At 71.9% G+C, this 18,972-nt stretch carries 20 protein-coding genes, 1 pseudogene and 1 riboswitch; of the genes and pseudogenes, 10 read left to right on the plus strand and 11 right to left on the minus strand.

Annotated elements, in window-relative coordinates:
* Positions 1-21: 21 nt before the first annotated feature.
* On the minus strand, positions 22-660 hold the full coding sequence (locus HLV61_RS05185; RefSeq protein WP_369253320.1) for a DUF4352 domain-containing protein: 639 nt from the start codon (positions 658-660) through the stop codon (positions 22-24).
* A 245-nt stretch (positions 661-905) separates the two neighbouring features.
* Positions 906-1,064, minus strand: coding sequence for a hypothetical protein (locus HLV61_RS05190; RefSeq protein ID WP_369253321.1), 159 nt, complete (start codon positions 1,062-1,064; stop codon positions 906-908).
* 374 nt (positions 1,065-1,438) lie between these two features.
* Positions 1,439-1,570, plus strand: a riboswitch (cyclic di-AMP (ydaO/yuaA leader).
* 12 nt (positions 1,571-1,582) lie between these two features.
* Here HLV61_RS05190 and HLV61_RS05195 point away from each other — a divergent pair.
* On the plus strand, positions 1,583-2,095 hold the full coding sequence (locus HLV61_RS05195) for a C40 family peptidase (protein ID WP_369253322.1): 513 nt from the start codon (positions 1,583-1,585) through the stop codon (positions 2,093-2,095).
* 49 nt (positions 2,096-2,144) lie between these two features.
* Here the strand turns inward: HLV61_RS05195 and HLV61_RS05200 are convergent, their stop codons facing one another.
* Positions 2,145-2,897: a GIY-YIG nuclease family protein gene (locus HLV61_RS05200; RefSeq protein WP_369253323.1), complete on the minus strand. Its 753-nt coding sequence runs from the start codon at positions 2,895-2,897 to the stop codon at positions 2,145-2,147.
* Positions 2,898-3,006: 109 nt separating this feature from the next.
* On the opposite strand from HLV61_RS05200, the gene HLV61_RS05205 reads away from it, so the two are divergent.
* From HLV61_RS05205 to HLV61_RS05215, 3 genes are all read left to right on the plus strand, one after another.
* Complete coding sequence (locus tag HLV61_RS05205) at positions 3,007-4,053, plus strand: HNH endonuclease signature motif containing protein (RefSeq protein ID WP_369253324.1); 1,047 nt, start codon at positions 3,007-3,009, stop codon at positions 4,051-4,053.
* A 107-nt stretch (positions 4,054-4,160) separates the two neighbouring features.
* On the plus strand, positions 4,161-4,913 hold the full coding sequence (locus tag HLV61_RS05210) for a hypothetical protein (RefSeq protein ID WP_369253325.1): 753 nt from the start codon (positions 4,161-4,163) through the stop codon (positions 4,911-4,913).
* Between the two features lie 488 nt (positions 4,914-5,401).
* Positions 5,402-5,659: a hypothetical protein gene (locus tag HLV61_RS05215; RefSeq protein ID WP_369253326.1), complete on the plus strand. Its 258-nt coding sequence runs from the start codon at positions 5,402-5,404 to the stop codon at positions 5,657-5,659.
* Between the two features lie 476 nt (positions 5,660-6,135).
* On the opposite strand, the gene HLV61_RS05220 is transcribed toward HLV61_RS05215, so the two are convergent.
* Positions 6,136-7,533: a recombinase family protein gene (locus tag HLV61_RS05220; protein ID WP_369253327.1), complete on the minus strand. Its 1,398-nt coding sequence runs from the start codon at positions 7,531-7,533 to the stop codon at positions 6,136-6,138.
* Between the two features lie 16 nt (positions 7,534-7,549).
* Between HLV61_RS05220 and HLV61_RS05225 the strand changes: the two are divergent.
* Both HLV61_RS05225 and HLV61_RS05230 read left to right on the plus strand, forming a co-directional pair.
* Positions 7,550-7,705 (plus strand): annotated as a pseudogene (locus tag HLV61_RS05225) (endonuclease); the annotation flags it as partial.
* Between the two features lie 131 nt (positions 7,706-7,836).
* A complete protein-coding gene (locus HLV61_RS05230; protein WP_369253328.1) occupies positions 7,837-8,232 on the plus strand; it encodes a DUF898 family protein in 396 nt (131 codons plus the stop codon).
* Positions 8,233-8,287: 55 nt separating this feature from the next.
* On the opposite strand, the gene HLV61_RS05235 is transcribed toward HLV61_RS05230, so the two are convergent.
* Both HLV61_RS05235 and HLV61_RS05240 read right to left on the minus strand, forming a co-directional pair.
* Positions 8,288-8,713 (minus strand): hypothetical protein, encoded by a 426-nt coding sequence (locus HLV61_RS05235; RefSeq protein WP_369253329.1) that lies wholly within the window; start codon positions 8,711-8,713, stop codon positions 8,288-8,290.
* Complete coding sequence (locus HLV61_RS05240) at positions 8,706-11,981, minus strand: TM0106 family RecB-like putative nuclease (RefSeq protein WP_369253330.1); 3,276 nt, start codon at positions 11,979-11,981, stop codon at positions 8,706-8,708. The genes HLV61_RS05235 and HLV61_RS05240 overlap by 8 nt, the downstream gene beginning before the upstream one ends.
* Before the next feature lie 109 nt (positions 11,982-12,090).
* Between HLV61_RS05240 and HLV61_RS05245 the strand changes: the two genes are divergently transcribed.
* A complete protein-coding gene (locus tag HLV61_RS05245; RefSeq protein ID WP_369253331.1) occupies positions 12,091-13,488 on the plus strand; it encodes an ADP-ribosylglycohydrolase family protein in 1,398 nt (465 codons plus the stop codon).
* Here HLV61_RS05245 and HLV61_RS05250 read toward each other — a convergent pair whose 3' ends face one another.
* Together HLV61_RS05250 and HLV61_RS05255 are read right to left on the minus strand one after the other, a co-directional pair.
* On the minus strand, positions 13,489-13,785 hold the full coding sequence (locus HLV61_RS05250) for a type II toxin-antitoxin system RelE family toxin (RefSeq protein ID WP_369253332.1): 297 nt from the start codon (positions 13,783-13,785) through the stop codon (positions 13,489-13,491).
* Positions 13,782-14,054 (minus strand): type II toxin-antitoxin system Phd/YefM family antitoxin, encoded by a 273-nt coding sequence (locus HLV61_RS05255; protein WP_369253333.1) that lies wholly within the window; start codon positions 14,052-14,054, stop codon positions 13,782-13,784. Before HLV61_RS05255 ends, HLV61_RS05250 begins: the two co-directional genes overlap by 4 nt.
* 189 nt (positions 14,055-14,243) lie before the next feature.
* On the opposite strand from HLV61_RS05255, the gene HLV61_RS05260 reads away from it, so the two are divergent.
* Both HLV61_RS05260 and HLV61_RS05265 read left to right on the plus strand, forming a co-directional pair.
* Positions 14,244-14,612: a nuclear transport factor 2 family protein gene (locus HLV61_RS05260; protein WP_369253334.1), complete on the plus strand. Its 369-nt coding sequence runs from the start codon at positions 14,244-14,246 to the stop codon at positions 14,610-14,612.
* A 62-nt stretch (positions 14,613-14,674) separates the two neighbouring features.
* The gene (locus HLV61_RS05265; protein ID WP_369253335.1) at positions 14,675-15,046 is read left to right on the plus strand and encodes a DUF1330 domain-containing protein; all 372 of its coding nucleotides are present in this window, start codon (positions 14,675-14,677) and stop codon (positions 15,044-15,046) included.
* A 254-nt stretch (positions 15,047-15,300) separates the two neighbouring features.
* On the opposite strand, the gene HLV61_RS05270 is transcribed toward HLV61_RS05265, so the two are convergent.
* Complete coding sequence (locus HLV61_RS05270; protein ID WP_369253336.1) at positions 15,301-16,698, minus strand: DUF4407 domain-containing protein; 1,398 nt, start codon at positions 16,696-16,698, stop codon at positions 15,301-15,303.
* Between the two features lie 235 nt (positions 16,699-16,933).
* Between HLV61_RS05270 and HLV61_RS05275 the strand changes: the two genes are divergently transcribed.
* Positions 16,934-17,797: a trypsin-like serine protease gene (locus tag HLV61_RS05275; protein ID WP_369253337.1), complete on the plus strand. Its 864-nt coding sequence runs from the start codon at positions 16,934-16,936 to the stop codon at positions 17,795-17,797.
* Positions 17,798-17,857: 60 nt separating this feature from the next.
* Here HLV61_RS05275 and HLV61_RS05280 read toward each other — a convergent pair whose 3' ends face one another.
* Positions 17,858-18,094, minus strand: a complete 237-nt coding sequence (locus tag HLV61_RS05280; RefSeq protein ID WP_369253338.1) for a FitA-like ribbon-helix-helix domain-containing protein — start codon at positions 18,092-18,094, stop codon at positions 17,858-17,860.
* Between the two features lie 251 nt (positions 18,095-18,345).
* Positions 18,346-18,918, minus strand: coding sequence for a hypothetical protein (locus tag HLV61_RS05285; RefSeq protein WP_369253339.1), 573 nt, complete (start codon positions 18,916-18,918; stop codon positions 18,346-18,348).
* Positions 18,919-18,972: the final 54 nt, after the last annotated feature.

Below are 18,972 nucleotides of genomic sequence, written 5' to 3' on the forward strand. Positions count from 1 at the left end.
ACCCCCTGTGGGAAGCGCTGCTTACTGCAGGGCTACGGCCACGCCACCGGAGAAGGCCGAGTCGTGCAGTTCGATGGAGCTGGGGACCATGCCGGCCGGGACGTCGAAGACGACCTTGCTGTTCAGCGTGTTACCGGGGTTGACCTCCTCGTAGAGGGAGTCGGCGTTGTCGAGGTAGAAGGTGGCCTCGGTGTCAGCGCTGAACTTCTGTCCCTGGGCGTTGAACAGCGTGGCGTTGTCGCCGAAGAAGCTCTGCGCCTCGCTGCCGATGTTGCTGATCGTCAGGTCGACGATGCAGAACTGCCCCTGCGCCTGCGTGCTGAGGTACTGGTCGCCGATCTGGGTCTGCGAGCAGTCGACACCGTTGACGACGAACTGGAAGTCGCCGTCCGCGGCCGGCTGACCGATGCCGACGGCCGACGACTCGGTCGACTCCCCGCTGCCGGCGGGCGCGCCAGCGGCCGGGTCACTGCCGACGGAGGCGCCCGCGGCCGAGGTGTCGGAGGTCGAGTCGCTGTCGGAGCCACCACCCTTGGGCACGGCGATGGCGATGATGGCGATCACCGCGAGGACGAGGAACCAAGCCTTCTTGTAGAAGGGCTTCTTGGCCGGAATAGGTGCCGGCGCGGGCTGCTGCGGGAGCGGCGGAGAGTAGGTCATGACATCCCCCGAGGGTGAGAGCCCGGGGCGGAGGATGGCTGCACATACGACGTGCCGCATCGCCTCCGGGCGTGACGCAGTGACCGTGACACGGTCCCGTCCCGGAATACGGGAACGCCGGAACGGAGTCGTCCTCATCGTCCACAGCGCCCCCATGGGTCGTCGGTCGACACGCACGTCACGTCTCCGGACGCACCGCGGCCCCCGTCCCGGGAGGGGACGGGGGCCGCGGTCGGTGGTGCGGATCAGTAGCCGCGACCGGTCGGTCGCGTGCCGCCACCCTTGTTCTTGTTCTGGAAGTCGCGGACGAACTGCTTGAGCTTCGCCTGGTTCTGCGGCTTCTGGAGTTCCTGGACGACCTTCGCGGCGACGCCCGAGGCGATCAGCTTCCTCATCATGCCCATGGGTGCTCCTCCCTCTCGACTGGTGCAACCGGTGCCCCGTCAACGGGCAGGCCAACCGTCCTGATCCCCGTGGACTGTCCGCGATCTGCGTGGTGAGCCGTTGACGGGGCGTGCGGACGCACCGCCTCGTCCTTTCTCGTCCGGCCCGGCGTGTCCGCTCCGCTCAGGAGACGGTCAGGCGCCGGTCATCGCGCCGTCTGTCGTGGTGACGGTGGCGTGTCGTATGACGAGTTGATGTCAAATCGGCGCGTCGCCTCCGGGCGTGGCGCCGCCGCGGGCCGGTTGAGCGCTCCAGCACCTCTCCCTACCGTCGTCGCCGACCGGCCTGGGCCTCTCGTCACCTCCCGTGTGACACCCGCCGGACGCCGCCGAACCGGATGCCGGCACCCAGCCGCACCGGACCGGGGACCCACCGCAGCACTGGGGTGAAGCGCGATCCGTCGCGCCGGGCGACTCCCCCGTCCGAACCCGTCAGCTAACTCGGTAGGCGGTCGTGGAGAACAGGAGAACCGTCGTCGATGACGACTACTCGCACGTCCATCGCTCGTCGCTCGTTCCGCGGCATCGCCGTCGCGGCCATCGCCGGAGCGGGCATCGCCCTCTCTCCCCTCCCTGCCTCGGCCGCCGTGGGCGTCGGCGGTGTCGGGACGGTGGCCGCCGCGCCGGCGCCCGCCCCCAACGGTGCGGCGCAGGTCGCCGTCGACACCGCGCTGGCCCAGGTCGGTGACATGTACGTGTACGGCGCGACCGGCCCCAACACGTTCGACTGCTCCGGTCTGACCAGCTACAGCTTCAAGGCCGCCGGCATCTCGATCCCGCGCACCTCGAAGGCGCAGTCGACGTTCGGCACCCCGGTGGCGAAGGCCGACCTGAAGCCGGGCGACCTGGTGTTCTTCTACAGCCCCGTGTCGCACGTGGGCATGTACATCGGCAACGGCCAGATGGTCCACGCCTCGACCGCCGGCAAGCCGGTGGCCGTCGTGTCCCTCGACTCGATGCCGAGCTACGCGGGCGCCCGCCGCGTCGCCTGATCGACCCCTGCGACGACGCCCCGGCCCTGGTGGCCGGGGCGCCGTCGCGTCACGTGGGCAGTGCCTTCCTCCGGCGGGCGAGGGCGCGGCGGAGGTCGGTCCTCGGGACGTCACGGAGGTTGAGCGGCGGGTCGGCCAGCTCGAGCAGCCGCTCCTCCCCCGGCGCCACCGACTCGATCGGCAACGGGAGGACGGCGACCCGCAGGTGCCGGTGCATCCAGTCGGTGAGCTCCTGCTCGCCGACGGCGGGGCCGCCCTCCGGGGACAGGCAGGCGCTGAGCGTGAGCCGGAACGTGGAGAACTGCCGGCGACCGCCGAGGTGCATGGTGGCGAGGCGGCCCCACAGCGTGTTGGTCGACCGCACGCCGCTCGGCCGGATGCCCCCGGCCCGGCCGGCGTAGACGAGGCTGGGCACCACCTCGTGCCCGAGTCCCCGGGTCAGGTCGGCGGCGCCCACGGCGTCGGCCCACCAGCTGTAGAGCCCCGGCTCGTTGCTCGCCGCGCGTCCGGCGGCGAGGAAGTCGGCCGCCGCTCCGGCGTTCCGCGGATCGAGGAGCGCAGTGACGTCGGGGACCTCTCCCGGCGGCGGTGGCGGCGCTTCGCTCGTCTCGAAGCCCAGCCGGCGCAGGGCCCGGTGAGCCGCGCGGGTGCTGATACGGCTCCGATCGACTCCCGTCGCCAGGGTCACCACCTGCCTCAGGGGCCAGCGGACGCCGTCGACGTCGACCCAGTGCGTGCGGACCGGCCGTGGCTCGCGGCCGTGCAGTGGCGCCCTCAGCGCGGTGGCGTCCTCGAGGTCCATCCCGGTCGTCCTACCCCTCGCGAGCCAACACCGTGCCTGGTTGGCGAATCGGCGTCCTGACCTGCGGTTTCGGGTTGAGGCACCCACCGCGACCGGGTACCATTCGTACATGTGTTCGGGTGAGCTGGTGGGCGGTGATGTCCTCGACGGCGTCGCCGTGCTGGTCGCCGAACGCAACTGGATCGACGCCCGGCTGGTGCGGCGGGTGCGGGCCGCTGAGTTGTCGCAGGCGCCGGAGCGGGACGGGCAGAGGTCGATGGCCTCGTGGCTGCGCGGGCACTGCCGGCTCTCGGGCTCGGAGGCGTCGCGGCTGGTGCGCAACGGCCGGGCGATCGAGCACCTGCCGGCGCTGGGCGAGGCCCATGACGCCGGGCTGGTGTCGGCCGAGCAGGTCGCCGTCGCCGCCCGCGCGGTGACGCCGCAGCGGCTGGCCGCCGCCGTGGCGCAGGGCATCGACCTGGGCGTGATCGACGCGGTGGTCACCCGGGTCGCAGTCGAGCAGGACCACGCCGCGCTCGTCCGCGTCGTGCAGCGCTATCTCGACGACCTGGACCCCGACGGCTCGGAGCCCGACCCGACCGAGGGCCGCTCACTCACCCTGGCGAAACACGCCGACGGCGCGTTGAGCATCCGCGGTCAACTCGACGCCGTGGGCGGAGAGAAGCTGCAGGCGGCGCTGGAGTCGCTCGTCCAGGCCGACCGGCCCGCCGGCGACGAGCGCAGCCGCGCCCAGCGCTTCGGCGACGCCCTCGCGCAACTGGCCGACAACGCCCTCGTCGCCGGCAACCTGCCGGTGCTGCGCGGCCACAAGCCGCAGGTCGCCGTCGTGATCAGGCTGGAGGACCTGGCCGATCCCGCCACCGGCCCGGGTGCCGGGCGGATGGGCTTCGGTGCGGTCATCTCCGCCGCCAAAGCCCGCTGGCTGGCCTGCGACGGGGCCGTCTCCCGGGTCGTCTTCGGTCCCGACGGCGCCCCGCTGGACCTCGGCCGGGAGCAGCGGCTGGCCAGCCGCCACATCCGGAGGGCGACCGAGCTGAGGGACGGCGGCTGCGTGTTCACCGGCTGCTCCGCGCCGACGCACTGGTGCGACGTCCACCACCTCGTGCACTGGATCGACGGCGGCGAGACGTCACTCGACAACTTTGCACATCCCTAAGGCATCTACCGCCACAAGGTCTTAGGGTTGTCGCCGGAGACGCGGTTCAGTGCGGGGGTTTAGTGGAAGCCAGGGCGACGAGCGGTTACATCTGGATGGGCACAGCCGTGAGGTACCTGCTCGACGCAGCTCCCCGTCACCCCGTCTTCGGCGTGGGCGCGATCCGCTCGAATATTCAGACCCTTCTTGACCGCCTTGAGCAGTATGAAATGCATGTGACTCGCCGGGTTGCCCTCCCGTTGGAGGATCTCGCCGCCGAGATCGATCAAGATCTTGAGGCGCATAAGGAAGAAGAGGGCTGGGAGAAAACGCGAACTCTGACGCCAGATGAGCAAAAGCGATTGAAAAAGACCGCCTCGTCGGTACGTACGACAATGCTCGCAGAGGCGGCCGGACAAATTGCGTACATAACTCGGGATAAGCGGTACGACGTGGGCCGCCTCCTTAATGACGTTCCATCGCTCATGGCTCCGGGCGTCTATGAGGGTCTGCCAAGTCTGGCCAAGTTCGATTTTGAGCAAGCCGGTCGCTGTATAGCCTTCGAGATGCCTACGGCCGCCGCCTTCCACTCCATGCGCGGCACTGAAGCGGTGCTACGGGATTTTTATCTGCGCCTCGTTCTCCAGAAGCGACTAAAGCCACCACTCATGTGGTTCGCGATGACTGAGGCCTTGAACAAGCGAAGGAGTCCACCGCCGGAAGTGCTTATGAACAACCTGGATAACCTGAGAAAATCATTCAGGAATCCGACACAGCATCCGGACAAAGTTTACGATATTGAAGAGGTTCAAGATCTCTTCGCCCTAAGCATCGACGTTGTCAATCGAATGTCTAAGCATTTAAAGGAATGTAATAGATAATATCCGAGGAAGGAATCTCGGCGGTCCCGCTAGCGGCATAACGACTCTCGCAGACCGCTTGGCGGCTGGGGGTCCGGGGGCGCCCTTCCCCGGACCCGCAACTGCCGGTTGCGGTCGTCCCACTTGGCGGACCGCAGCCCCAGCCCGGCGGTCAAGGGTGGCCGCAGGCCATCGCGTAGCGGCGCGGAGCGCCCTTGACGGCCGGATGCCCAAGCCGGGAACCGGCCCCGGCGCCGGAGGCGCCCCTTGGAAACATCGCAAGCACTGTTGCCCGCCATGTGGGCCGGAAGCCTGTTTGCCCAGCTCAGCGGACATATTGCTGTGAACATGAGTTGTCGCAACCTGAGTTCACGGACTCATGAACGTATATTCACAGAGTGAACCGTGCTCAGCGACGCTCGGCGGAGCGCCGCAACGCGCAAGGGCGCGGGGCGGTAGCCCGCGCGCCGCAGTCCCTTCAGCGACCGCAGCAAGCGGCGCAGCCACGTGTGGTGCTGCCCGAGCCGCCGCTGGAGGAGCCGCCGCTGGAGGAGCCGCCGGAGGAGCTGGCGGATGAGCTGCCGGAGGAGAGGGAGCTAGCTGCGCTTCGGCGGCTGCGTCGAGCTGCGCAGCGACAGCAAGCCGCCGAGCGAGAAGTGGTCGAGGCCATGCGGGAGGGGCGCGAGCTGGGGCTCTCGCTGGCACGCATCGGAAGTGCGCTGGGCGTGTCGGCGCAGGCGGTGCGTCAGCGGCTAATGCGCAACTGAAGGGCGCTTGTTCTGAGGTAGACAGACTTCGAGTCGGTGGCTTCACCCCGGAACCGGATCTGGCAGACTGCGGGCGGAGCGTGGGACAACCGTTCGAGCCACCCACTCGGGCTCGGCGGGGGTAGGACCCCAATCTTGCACGCCGGAGCTTTGAGGTCGGGTGGGTGGCAAGCTGCTGATGCCGGAGTAGCTGAAGGACCGAGGGCGTAGGCGCCGGGGGTCGATCCCTTATTGGGTCGATGCCTCGGAGTGCCTTGTGTGCCATTCCCGTTCCCCCGCGTCGCGTGGTTGCTGGCCGTGGGCAAGCTGACCCCTGCGCAGGTCAGTGAGTGGCTGGCCGCTTCCTGCGCCGCCCAAGGTGTGCCGGTGCGGGTGTCTGATCCGCAGGTGCTGGCGAAGGTGGCGGCGCTGTTGCCCGCGCCGGTGGTTGGTCCCGCGAACGCGCGGAGCGCGGGCGGGGGCAGCCCCGGCCGGGCTCAGACCCGCCAGACCGCCCGCACGCGGGACGGGTCCAGGGAGCGGGCACCGAGCTGACCGGGCTCGACTACCGCATGGTCCAGGACCGCTGCGACGATCGCGGCCTGCCGGGACAGGCTGAGGTCGTCCCACTGCTGGCGTAGCTGCCCGCCGTTGCCCGGCAGACCGTTCAGTGCGTCGGTGCGGGTGGCGGCTGACAGCCGCCGCTGGCGTTCCTGCATGCGCCGCTCGATGGGTTCGCGGGCGGCGCGCCACTCCCGGGCGCTGATCTCCTGCTTGCCGAACATGACGGCCAGCTCGTCGAGCTGGTCCTGGTCGCCGGCCAGGCCGTCGCTGAGCTCGCCGGCCAGGGCGTCACCGCGCCGGCCGGCCAGCACGTCGGCCAGCTCAGGCCCGTCCAGGCGCTGCAGCACCGCCTCGACCAGCAGCTGCTCGAGCGGCTCGGCGACAACGGTCAGCCGCCCGCAGCCGCCGTGATCGGGACCCTTGAGGCAGACGTAGCGGCGGCTGTGCTCCCGAGGGGAGGCGTAAAGCTTGCCGCCACACTTGCCGCACCGCAGCAGCCCGGACAGCACGTACCGGCGCGGGGTGCGTCGGCCGCTGCGAACCTGCTCGGCCATCCGGGCCAGGATCCGGTCCCGGTCGGCCGGGCTGATGATCGGCGCCCACTGGGCGGGGCCGACGACCTCGCCGCGGTGCTCGCGCAGCCCGGCGATCCGCCCGGAGCGAAGCAGGCCGCGCAGCGTCGGGGAGCGCCATTGTTTGCCCGTCACCGTGGCCACGCCCTGCTCGGTGAGCCAGCCGCACAGCGACCGCAGGCTCTCCCCGGCCAGATAGCGGGCGGCCAGGTCGCGGATCACGGCGGCCTCGTCCGGGCGGACGGTCAGTCGGTCGGCCTCGTAACCGAAGGGGCGCACGCTGCCGCCGTGCGGCACGCCCGAGGCGGCGTTCTGCTCCCACTTGCGCCGCATCCGGCGGCTCTTGGCCGCTGACTCGTTCGCTGCCACCGCCGCCATGATCCTTCCGATCAGCAGGCCGTCGCCGGTGCCCAGGTCCATGTCGCCAGATACGAACCGGACCTTGCGTACTCCGGCGGCATCGACGGTGGCGACGAAGGACTCCAACTCCACCGGACGGCGGGTCAGTCGGTCCACGTGGTAGCAGATCACCGCGTCCCGCAGGCCGTCGGCCAGGTCGGTGAGCATCTGCTGATACGCCGGGCGGCGCTTACCCGAGTAGGCCGACAGGTCGTTGTCGACGTACTCCTGGGCGATCGTCCACCCGACCTGGTCGGCCAGGCGTCGGCAGTCCTCCAGCTGGCGGGCCACGCCCAGCGCCCTGCCCTCGGTGTCGCTGCTGATGCGGGCGTAGACCGCTGCTGCTTTGACCTCCGGCATGGGGGCAGACTAGGGAAGCGTCGGCAACTCAGCCCTGCTCTGCGAACGCCACCACACCCAGGTCCACCACGGCTTCCGCGTCGAACGACAACCCGACGGCCGCTGGCACACCTGGCGACCCGACGGCACCCAGATCACCACCCCGGCACCACTGCTGGCGCCCGTCGCCTGAGGTCCGCGCGCGGTCACGGTCCGACCCAGCAGTCACCTCAGCACCGTCAGGGCGCGGTCGCGTGCAGTCGATCAAGCCGACCGCCGAAGGGGTCCCCACAACGTCGCCACGACTCCACGGGGAGATCCACCATGGCCAAGTCCGGACGCTTCCGCTTCGACGGCGGAGCCGCCACCTTCGTCGGGACCGGCATCCTCGCCGTCCTGATCACCGTCTGCACGTTCGGCATCTGCTACCCGTTCGCGCTGGTGCTGCGCGAGCGCTGGCGGGCCAAGCACTCGTCCATCGACGGCTTCCCGCTCGTCTTCACCGGCTCGGCGTGGGCCCTGTTCGGCAACTGGCTGAAGTGGCTGGTCCTGTCGATCATCACGCTCGGCATCTACCTGTTCTGGGTGGGCCCGCGCATCCAGCAGTGGAAGTGGGAGCACACCGACTTCGACCGCAGCCGCTACCCGCTGCCCCTCACCGACTTCCAGCAGGTCCAGCCGCTCGGCTACCACCTGCCGCCGGTCCCCGGCCGGGTCTGACAGCAGCCGACCAGGGGCGTCCGCACACGGTGCGGACGCCCCTGGTCGCGTCGGCTCAGTACTTGACGCCCAGATGGCGCTCGGCGCAGGACATGCAGAGGCCGGTGTTGTCGTGCACGTGCTCGCGGGCGTTGACCTCGCGGCACACCGGGCACCAGCGGAAGGTGCGCCGTCGCCTGCGGGCGACCTCCTCGGCGGCCTCGGCGAGCTCCGCCCGCTCGTAGAGCACCTCGTCGGAGGAGAACCGGCGGTCGGCCACGAACTCCCACACGAGCTCGACGGGCCCGGACCAGCGCGGCTCCGGCCGGGCCAGCGTGAGGCCGAAGCCGTCCCAGCCGACCGCCACCTGCGCAGGTTGACCGCTCACGAACCAGCGCTCGTGCACCGGCCCGCGCACCTCCGTCCAGGCGTCGCCCAGCGCGCGCACCAGCACGTCGGGCGCAACCCCGACCAGCGCCGCGAGCTCCGCGGTGTCAGACACCGGCCATCTCGGCCAGCCGGCACATCGCGTTGACCTGGCGGAGCTGCTCCGGCGTCCGCACCGCGGCGTCGAGCAGCAGCGGGCTCATCACCACCACCGCCAGCGCCTTGGCCCGCGACACCGCCACGTTGAGCCGGTTGAGGTCGTACAGGAACGACACCCCCCGCGGCGCCTCCTCGGCCGACGTCGACGTCGTCGAGTAGACGACCACCGGCGCCTCCTGGCCCTGGAACCGGTCGACCGTGCCCACCCGCGCGCCGTCGGGCAGCAACCTGCGGATCAGCGCCACCTGGTTGTTGTACGGCGCGACCACCAGCACGTCGTCGGGACCGATCGGCCGCTGCGCGCCCTCGTGGTCCACCCAGCCGACGCCCTGCAGCGACTGCCACACCGCGGCCACCTCGGCCGCCTCCTCCGCGGAAGACGCCGACGACAGCGCCGTGTGCCGGACCTCCCGCACCGCCAGCCCCGACCCCGACACCAGCCCACCGGGCCGCACGGTGATCCGCTCCCGCAGCGCGGCCGACTCCAGCCGGCCCTCGTACGCCAGGTCGGACACGAACGCGGTCAGCGCCGGGTGCATCCGGTAGGTCTTGTCGAGGAAGATCCCCCGGCCGACCGGCACGGTCGGGTGGCCCTCGAGCAGGTGCTCCAGCGCGGAGAGCCCCGAGTCGCCGGGGTGCACGCCCTGCGTGGGCTGCGCGAGCTGCTGCGGGTCGCCCAGGAGGACCAGCGAGCGAGCCGACCGTGCCACCGCCACCGCGTTGGCCAGCGAGAACTGCCCCGCCTCGTCGACGACGAGCACGTCGACGGCCTCGGCGAGGTCCGGCTGCGTCCAGAACCACGCCGTCCCGCCGACCAGCCGCACGTCGCCGTCGAGCAGCCGGGAGGCGACCTCCTTGCCGTCCTTCGACCACTCCACGCCCGGCGCCCCGCAGGCCTGCTTCTCGTCGCACTTCTGCAGTGCCGGCCGGCCGACGGCGGACAGCACGTTGCCGATGACGGCGTGCGAGGTCGCCGTGACGCCGACCTTCTTGCCGGCGTCGAGCAGCGCGCGGATCAGGTGCGAGGCGGCGCGCGTCTTGCCGCTGCCGGGCGGGCCCTGCACGGCCAGCACCTCGCCGTCCAGGCGCAGCCCGAGCCGGACGACGGCGTCGCCCGCCTCCTCCCCCGGCTGCCGCCGGCAGTCCGCGGGTACCCGCCGCTCGAGCAGCGCCGAGCCGAGGCAGTCGCGGCCGGCGAGCACGTCGTCGGCCGTGGCGGCGATCGCCGCGCGCATGCCCTTGTCGTCGAGCGGCCCGCTCGGCCCGAGCCCGCGCGCCGCGACCGGCGGCTTCGCCGTCTTGACGACGACCCGCCCCGCGGCCGCGTCGAGCGCGACGACGGTGCCGACGCTGACGTGCCGGTCGACGTCGACCGCCGTCGACCCCTTCGCCAGCTTCGTGTCCTGCGTCGGGAACCGGTACTCGTAGAGCTTCGACCGCTTCTCCTGGCCGACCTCCACCGGCGCGGTCAGCCGGCCGAGCGCGGTGCCGTCGTCGACGAGCGCGTCGTCGTCCATGTCCTTCCGGGCGAAGAACTCCCACCAGCCGGGGCGCGCCTCGCGGCGGTGCCACTGCACGAGGTCGCCGAGCAGCTGGTGCCCGGCCTCCTCGAGCCGCTCGACCAGCGCCAGCTCGGCGAGATCGGCGTCCGTCCGCTCCACCGGGCCGGTGGTCTCCGACAGCAGCGGGCGGTCCTGACCGCCGAACTCCCGCACGAGCTCCTCGCGCTGGGTCTCCAGCCAGTCGTGCAGCTCGCGGGTGGAGTCGACGTCGTCCTTGTTGTAGAGCTCGATCGCCTGCAGGCGGACGGGGTCGCGGTCGGCGAGCCACTGCTCGTAGGCGATGACGCTGCCCATCGCGTCGGCGACGTCGCCGGTGTGCTCGCGGCCGTAGAACGCCTCGACCTTCTTGATCGAGTACGAGCCCTTGCTGATCCGCATCGACTGCTTGACGACCGGATAGAGGTCGACGAACCGCCCGGCGCGCAGCAGCTCGTCGAGCTCGGCCTCGCGGACGCCGTAGCGGCCGGTCAGGCGCTTGAGCGCGCTGACCTCGTAGGCGGCGTAGTGGTAGACGTGCATGCCGGGGTCGGCGCGCCAGGCATCGAGGACGAGGTCGACGAGGTCGGCGACCATCTGTCGCTCGGCGGCGGCGTCGTGCGCCCAGAGCGCGCTGAAGGAGCCGTCGCGCCGTCCGACGCCGGCCAGGTACTCCAGACCCGCGCCGTCGGCGGAGAGCGGGTCGCCCTCGAAGTCGAGGTAGAGGTCGCCGGGGCTGGGCTCGGGCAGCCGGAGCAGGCCGAGGCCCGTGACGGGTTCGAGCAGCGTGCGGGTCGGGGTGCCGGTGTGCCGCTCGCGCAATTGCTCGCGCGCCTGCTCCTGCACGCGGGCGCGGGTGGCCGCGCCGATGCGGGCGGCCTGGAGCGTCTCGGGTGCGGCGTCGGCGAGCTGCCCGAGCGTGGTGATGCCGGCGGCGCGCAGGGCCTCGCGGGTGTCGCGGCGCATGCCGGCGACCAGGCTCAGGTCGTCGGCGGCCAGCAGCTCGGCGTCGCACCGCGGCTTCCAGGTGCACTGGTTGCAGTACGACGTCGGCACCGGCTCGGTCGCCGGCGGGTCGGCGACGAAGGCGGCCAGGCTGCGGCGGGCGCGGCGGGCGTAGGCGGCGACGTCGACCAGCCGCCACGGGTGGGTGACGCCGTCGCCGGTGACCACGCAGACGCGGTCGGGCTGGCGGCCCTGGAGGACGGCGAGGCGCTCGGCGTAGGTGGCCATCTGCAGCAGCGCGGGCACCTTGACGCGGCGGGCGAGCTTGGCGTCGGCGACCTCGTACGACCAGTCCCCCAGGTTCGACGGGGTGGCCACCTTGAGCAGGAAGTCGGCCGCGCCGCCCCAGACGCCGTCGAAGAACTGGGCCTGGGAGATGACGTCGACGCCGTCGCGCATGGCCTGCAGCGTCAGCGCCTCGGCCTCGCGGCGGCCTGCGACGTCGAACCGCGCCGGGATGCGGACGACGGTGCGGCCCTCGGCCTCGAGGGCGTCGAGGTAGCGCATCTCGTGCTCGGTGCCGAGGTCGGCGATGAGCGCGGCGTGGTCGGTCGGGCCCTCGGCGAGTGGCTTCAACCGGCCGTCGGCGACGGCGAGGTCGAGCGTCGTCACGTGCGGGCAGGCCTGGTGGCGGGTCAGGTCGGTGGGGCTCAGGAGCAGGGAGCCGTCTGTGCGGTACATCGAGACGGGACGGTCTCATGCGGCGGCCGTGATCGGTGTCCTCCGCGCCGAGGACGGGGCCTTTGTAGCGCTAATGGCTCCTGGGTCGGCGTCGCGCAGACTGTCGGGCGTGACTGCTGGACTGCACCGCTCGCACCGGGTGGCGGGCGCACTCGTCGGCTCGGCCGTGGGCGACGCGCTAGGGGCGCCGTTGGAGTTCGGCCCACCCGGCGCGTTCTCCGCCCGCTTCCCCTCCCCCGCCCGTGGCTCAGCGACCGAGATGTGCGGCGGCGGGTCGCTGGGGTGGGAGCCGGGCCAGTTCACCGACGACACCCAGATGGCGCTGCTGGCGGGTCAGGCGCTGGTCGAGCGGGGCGGGCTCGACGAGGCCGACGTCTTCGACCGGTTCCGCCAGTGGGCCGACGCCGACCCGCCGGACATCGGCAACCAGACGCGGGCGGTGCTGTCGTCGGCCCTGCCATGGGACGCCGCTGCCGCCGAGCACTTCGCGCGGTCGGGGCACGCGGCGGGCAACGGCTCGCTGATGCGGACGACGCCGGCGGCGATCTGGTTCTCGCGCTCTGGCACCGACGCGACCGTGGACGCCGCCCGGCGGATCTCGGCGCTCACGCACGGCGACCCGTCGGCCGGTGAGGGCTGCGCCGTCTTCCACGAGCTGATGCGGGTGGCGCTCGACGGCGGCGACCCGCTGGCAGCCGTCCCCGCTGCCCTGTCGCTGGTCGCTGAGGAGCACCGGGAGCGGTGGGCGGCCGTGCTGGCTCCCGACTGGGAGCCGTCGATGGCGACCGAGTCGAACGGCGCGGTGTGGCCGACGCTCGGGCAGGCGCTGTGGGCGCTGCGGAAGGGGAAGGACTTCGCCGAGGTGCTGCGGCTGGTGATCGACCTGGGCGGTGACACCGACACGGTGGCGTGCGTGGCCGGCGGCCTGGCCGGGGCGGTGTACGGGATGGGCGGCATCCCGATGCGGTGGTCCTCGCCGGTGCACGGGCGGATCCCCGGTCACGGCGACCGGGTGTGGCGGCTGCCCGACCTGCAGCAGCTCGCCGCGGCGCTGGACGGCAAGCCGGTGCCGTCGTACGACCCGGGCGTCATCCCGCGGATCGGTCCGCTGGAGGTCCTGCCGGGGATCTGGGCCGGCAACCTCGACGGCGCGCGCTACTCGGACGAGGACTTCGCCGTCATCTCGCTGTGCCGGCTGGGCGAGCCGTTCCCGCACACCGACCACCGGATGGCCTACATCGCCGACAACGAGCACAACGTCGACCTCGACGTCATGCTCGCCGACGTCCTCGACGACCTCGCTGCGCTGCACGCCGAGGGCCACCGAGTGCTGGTGCACTGCCACGGCGGGGCGTCGCGGACCGGGCTGGTGCTGCGCGGCTGGCTGGTGCGCGAGCAGGGGATGTCGGTCGAGGAGGCGACGGCGCACGTGGCCGAGCGCTGGCCGCACCTGGGCCTGTGGAACGCCAGCTTCACCGCGGCACTGGACCGCCTCGTCGGCCGGTGATCAGCCTCCGTCCGTGCTGGACGGCGGCGGAGGCCGGTAGACGTCGGACCGGTGCGCGATGCGCAGCACGAGGATCCGCCGACGGTCCTCGTCCACCTCGAGGAGGACCCGGTAGTCACCTCGCCGCGCACTGCGCAGCCCGGCGAGCTCCCCGGTCAACGGCTTGCTGAGGCGCAGCGGGTTCTCGGGCAGGACGGCGGTCACGAACTCGACGACGGCTGACGCGACCTTGGCGGGCAGGCGTCCGAGCTGGCGCCGAGCCGCCGAGGAGATCCGGACCTCGAACGGTGCGGTCACCCGTCGAGGCCGAACTCGGCTCTCAGTTCCTTCGCGGACGTGGTCTCGTCGCCCTCGTCCTCGGCGCGGGCCTCCTCGATGTCCCGGCGGACGCCGGGCTGCGAGAGCCAGAACAGTGTCTCGTGCAGCGAGTCGAGGTCCTCCTTCGCCATGAGGACGGCGGCTTCGCGTCCGTGGCGGGTGATCGTGACGATCTCGTGCGTCTTCTCGGCCGCCTCGACCAGCGCCGACAGCTTGTCCTTCGCCTCGCTGAGCGGGATGGTCGTCATGAGAACAGTCTAGCCGGAGTTCTGGCCAGAATTGCCCAGGCGCGTGCCGTGACCGCGGCGGGTGCCACCGGGGACCTCGGCCCCTACTCGGAGGACCGGACCGTCACTAGTTTCGCGCCCACGAAGCCATGGCCCCGGCGCCGCTGGGGACGAGTGGCGGAGGGGGGATGCCGGGTGTCTGGATCGGATGTGGCCGCGCTCCGGGACGCCTACGAGGCGTTCAGCCGGGGGGACTTCGCTGTCGCCAGCAAGATCCTGGCTCCGGACGTCGAGTGGGTCGAGCACGGTCGGGGCATGCCGTACAGCGGGACATGGCACGGCGCGGACAGCGTGGTGAACGACGTGTGGACCCAGTTCGCGCAGTACTGGGGCGGCCCCGGTGTGGTGGGCCTGGCGACGGACCAGTTCCTGGAGGCCGGGGACCACATCGTGGTGACCGGCCGCTTCACCGGCCGGGACAGCGAGGGACGGACGCTCGACGCGCCGTGCGCGCACGTCTGGCGCATGTCCGGCGGCGTCGCCACGCACTTCGCCAACTACACCGACTGGACGGTGTAGTCACCCTCCGGCGCCGGCTGCACCGCTGACGGCCGCTCATCGGCCCTTGTTAGCGTCGCCGCATGGCCGTCGATCCCCGTGGTGCTGACCTCAAGCGCTTCCTCCAGGAGGACCCGGGCGGGCCGGTGGTCATGCTCAACCTGCTCCGGTTCGCCGAGGGCGGCCGGGAGTCGTACGCGCGGTACTCGACGGCGCTCTCGGAGACCTTCCTGGCCCGGTACGGCGGCGAGGTCCTCTACGCCGGGAACGGCCACACCCCGCTGGTCGCGGAGCCGGGGCAGGACTGGGACGCGGTGCTGCTCGTCCGCTACCCCTCGCGGGAGGCGTTCAGCCGCATGGTCGCCGACCCCGAGTACCAGCAGTTCACGCACTTCCGGACCCAGGCACTGACCGAGGCGGTGCTGCAGCCGACCACTCCGTGGGTGCGCGGCTGAGCGGTCGCGTCACCCCACGTGCGCGCCCGCCGGACGGTGGGCGCCGAGGCCGCATTCCTCACGACAGAACCCGGCTTGAGCGCACTCCGTGTCCGGCGGCGGCCGAGTGATGTGCGCTCACGGCGTGTCCTCGGCCGGGAATGCGCCCCGAGCGCACGCCGCCGGCCGGGCCGGACGCTGAGCGCCGTCCGCTGACGCATGGAGGTGTGCACTTCCGCGGAAGTGCACACCTCCATGCGTGGTGCCGGTGGGCGTCAGACGCCGGTGGGGACCCGGTTGCCCGGCCGGCGGGACGGGCGGATGGTCCGCGCGGCCGAGCGGGCCAGGCGGATCGGGCCGGTGTCCCAGAGCTGGCGGGCGGGCTCGTCGACGGACGCCGTAGCCGGCTGCGGCACCGGGCGGGCGGCCTCCTCGGCCTCGACCTGGGCCTGCGCCAGCGTGGCGAGGTGGCGGGCGCGGATGACGGCCTTCTGCCGGTCGAGACGCTCCTGCTCGGCCATGACCAGGAGCTCCTCCTTGGCCTCGGCCACGGTGCGCCGCGACTGCTGCTGGAGCTCCTCGATGTCCACGTCGCCGCTGTCGCGCAGCGCCGCGAGCTTGTCGTAGGCGGTCGGCGGACCGAAGTTGAGCAGCACCTTCATGAGCACCGGGAGGATCTCGACGCACATGAACAGCAGCGACAGCATGAACTTCGCGACGGCCAGCGTGGCGTTGCTGTCGCTCAGCCGGTCGAGCGCCTGGAGTCGCAGCAGGATGCCGCCGGAGCCCTCGTTGGTGGAGTCGAACGCGGCCTGCAGCCGGTCGAGCTCGGCGGTCAGGCGGGCCAGCTCGGCGGAGTCGGTGGTGAGCGAGGCGGCGGCGAGGTCTGCGCTGCGCGTCTCGGCGGCGGACGCCGTCGACTGCGCGTCGTCGAGAGCCGCACCGGCCGAGGCGACGACGGCGGCCTGCGCGTCGGCGGCAGCGCGGGCCTGCACGTAGGCGTCGCCGGTGCCGGGGTCGCCGGTCCCGCAGGTGCCGTCGAGCTCGCACTGGGCGCGCGCCTCGAGGTCGCGTTGGGTGGCCAGGGCGGCGTCGTAGGCGGACTGCTTGGCGGTGACGTCGGCCTGGACGGTGAGCAGCGCCGGATCGGCCTGCCCGCCGGTGGCGACGACGTCCTGCCCCTGCGCCACCCGCTCCTGCAGGTCGGCGAGGCCGGCGAAGCGCGCGTCGGACTCCAGCGACTGCCGGTACGCGTCCGCGGCCTCGGCCTGCATGACGGTGATCTCGGCGTCGATCTCCTTGTGGAACACCTGCAGCGTCAGGGGCGTGGCGACGACGACGCCGAGGATCAGCGCCAGCCCCACGCGCGGCACGGCGAGCGCGAGGTTGCGCTTGAGCGAGGCGTCATGCGCCATGCCGACGAGCAGCATCCGGTCGAGGTTGACCACGACGGCGCCCCAGCCGAGGCCGAGCACCAGCGCGAACGGCCACCAGACGCCGAGGGCCATGTGCAGCGCGAACGACGCGGAGGCCACGGCGAGACCGCCGGTGCTGAGCAGGACGCCGCCGAGCGCGGCGAAGCGCGGGCGCGCGCCGGGCGCCGCCTCGAGCAGGTCGGGCCGCGCGCCGCCGAGGACCGCGAGGCGGTCCTGGAGCCGTCGTCGTCCAGCCATGTGCGTGCACTCCCCGAGCGCCGGGGGTCGTGGTTCGTCCGCCGCTCCCCTGACGCATCGGCAGCCGCGGTGCGGGTCGGGACCCCGTCGTCACACGCGCCCCACGCCGCCGCGCCGCTCCGACACGCGGACGGACCGGAACGATCCGTCCCCGCTTCTGGCGTGTCGTTAGCGAGCCTGCCTAACCTCCCTCGGCCGGCACCGACGCCGGCATGGATCCGAGGGGGAGAACCGGATGCGGAAGACCGTGACCACGGTGGCACTGGCTTCGGCCGTCGTGCTGGCCGGAGGGACCGCCGCGCAGGCGATCACGGGCAACTTCACCGAGGACTTCGAGCACACCTACGTGGGGCTCGCCGTCTTCTTCGACGAGAACGGCGTCGCGAGCCACCGCTGCTCGGGCGCCCTGCTCACCGACACCGTCTTCCTGACGGCCGGGCATTGCGTGACCCTGGACGACGAGGGCACCGTGGCCACGAGCGCGCGGGTGTACTTCGAGCAGGATGTCCAGGCGCTGGGCAGTGCCTACCCGTACGACGACGAGTACGGCGTGACGTCGACCCAGATCTACTCCTACGGATACACAGGGCTCGACGAGATCCCGGAGTCGAAGGACGCCGGCGTGCTGCTGCTCGACGCCCCGGTGCAGTCCGAGTACCCGGAGATCACCGAGTACGCCTCGCTGGCCACCGCCGGCGCGCTCGACCGGTACAAGGGCGCGCATCCGGGCAACTCGGCCACCACGACGGTGACCGGCTACGGCGTGCAGGAGAGCAACGGCAGCCAGACCAAGCAGGTCGCCTACCGGGAGCGGCTGACCGCGGAGAGCTTCATCATCGGGCTGAACGGCACCAACGCCGGCGGCTACAACGTGAAGCTGTCGACCAGCCCGGGCGGCGGCCGCGGAGGCACGTGCTTCGGCGACTCGGGTGGTCCGGTGCTCGTGGGCGACACGGTGACCGCGGTCAACTCGTTCGTGATGAACGGCGCCTGCGCCGGGACCGGGTTCGGCTACCGGGTCGACCAGCAGCCGGTCCTCGACTGGCTGCGCGGGGTGGTCGGCGCGGAGTGGGACGAGATCGAGTTCTCGACCCTCTGACGCACTGACGACGGGGCCGTCCCGCCGTGGCCCATCGCCGCGGCGGGGCGACCCCCGTCGTCAGCGGAGGTCCTCGCCGCGCAGGTCGGTGATCTCCGGCGCGGGGAGCCGGGAACCCGTGGACGCCACCCGGTGCTGCACCCGGTTCCAGAATGGCTCGTGACTCGACCGGCTCGCCGACTCGACGAGGCGGTCCCGGACGTAGTGCTGCAGCGACTGACCGGCCCGGGTGGCGCGCGCGAGCAGCACGGCATGCGTCTCGTCGGGGACGTCCGGGATGGTGATGGACACCGGCATGCACGAAGAGTGGCAGGTCCAGCAGCACGACGCTGCGGCGTCTCGTGCGGCCCTCGGGCTACCGGCCTGCTGACGGCGGCCAGTTCAGGACGACGTCGGCCGTGTAGGCGGCGTGATCACTGAGGTCCTTGCCGTCCTCCCCCTCGGGCCGGTGCACGGCGGCTCCCTCACCGAGCAGTCCCGCACTGACGGCCAGGTGGTCGATGGCGTGCGTCTGCCGGTTGAGTGCCCGAGCGCCGCGGTGAGCGGGGTCAGCCTGAGGTAGGCGAAGGCCCCCCGCAGCGTCGCCGCACCGTCGTACGTACCGGCCCAGTGCGGCGGCAGGAGTTCCTGGTTGAAGTCGCCACCCCAGACCAGCTGCTCGCCTGGCTGGCGCGCCGCGGTGATCCGGGCGACGTGGCGGTCGAGCACGTAACGTATTGCTCCGGCTGGCCGGTCGGCAGGCCGTGCCAGTATCGGCCGCTCGCACGCCAGGGCAGGACCGAGCACGCGACCAGCACGGATGTCCCCGCGACCGCCATCCGCGCGAGGGCGAGCCCCTCGTCCCCCGGGTGGTCCTGTGGACCGGTGACCTCGGTGAGCGAGTGCGAGGCCGAGATGCCGGCCCAGCGCTTGGGCTTGTCCGGGTCGAGGCTGCGAGGAGGCGAGAGGACGAAGCCCTCCGGTGAGGTCCAGTCCGGGTGCACCTCGGTGAGCAACCAGAGCTGAGCGTCCTGGCTGTCCATCCATGTTCGCAGGGCGCTCCCACGCTCCAGGTCGGGAGGCGGGCAGAGCTTCAGGTTCCAGGTGCCGATGCGCACGCTGCCCGGCTGGTCGGTCGGCATGCCGCCACCCTGACCCGCCAGCGACTCGGCTCGCCGTCGACGCGCGGGAAGCAG

The sequence above is a fragment of the Geodermatophilus amargosae genome (assembly GCF_041028265.1).
Classification (GTDB): domain Bacteria; phylum Actinomycetota; class Actinomycetes; order Mycobacteriales; family Geodermatophilaceae; genus Geodermatophilus; species Geodermatophilus amargosae_A.